Below are 870 nucleotides of genomic sequence, written 5' to 3'. Positions count from 1 at the left end.
TACATCAGCAAGCACATCAGCTTCAACAAGTGCAAGCACATCAGCAAGCACGTCAGCTTCAACAAGTGCAAGCACATCAGCTTCAACAAGTGCAAGCACATCAGCAAGCACGTCAGCTTCAACAAGTGCAAGCACATCAGCTTCAACAAGTGCAAGCACATCAGCAAGCACATCAGCTTCAACAAGTGCAAGCACATCAGCAAGCACATCAGCTTCAACAAGTGCAAGCACATCAGCTTCAACAAGTGCAAGCACATCAGCAAGCACATCAGCTTCAACAAGTGCAAGCACATCAGCAAGCACATCAGCTTCAACAAGCGCAAGCACATCAGCAAGCACGTCAGCTTCAACAAGTGCAAGTACATCAGCAAGCACATCAGCTTCAACAAGCGCAAGCACATCAGCAAGCACATCAGCTTCAACAAGCGCAAGCACATCAGCAAGCACATCAGCTTCAACAAGTGCAAGCACATCAGCAAGCACGTCAGCTTCAACAAGTGCAAGTACATCAGCAAGCACATCAGCTTCAACAAGCGCAAGCACATCAGCAAGCACGTCAGCTTCAACAAGTGCAAGCACATCAGCAAGCACGTCAGCGTCAACAAGCGCAAGCACATCAGCTTCAACAAGCGCAAGCACATCAGCAAGTACGTCAGCTTCAACAAGTGCAAGCACGTCAGCTTCAACAAGTGCAAGCACATCAGCAAGCACATCGGCTTCAACAAGTGCAAGCACATCAGCTTCTGAATCAACATCGGCTTCAGCAAGCACATCAGCTTCTGAATCAACGTCAGCTTCAGCAAGCACATCAGCTTCAGCAAGCACATCGGCTTCTGAATCAACATCAGCTTCAGCAAGCACATCAGCTTC

General features: G+C 48.5%; 1 protein-coding gene. It reads right to left on the bottom strand.

The window, feature by feature from the left end; all coding sequences use genetic code 11:
• A partial coding sequence (locus AC3E7H_RS09860; protein ID WP_490676502.1) for a hypothetical protein occupies window positions 1-870 on the bottom strand: 870 nt, incomplete at both ends.

This window comes from Streptococcus sp. SCPM-O-B-15304 (M98), assembly GCF_058200215.1.
This window is presented reverse-complemented; position numbering and strand designations above follow the sequence as displayed.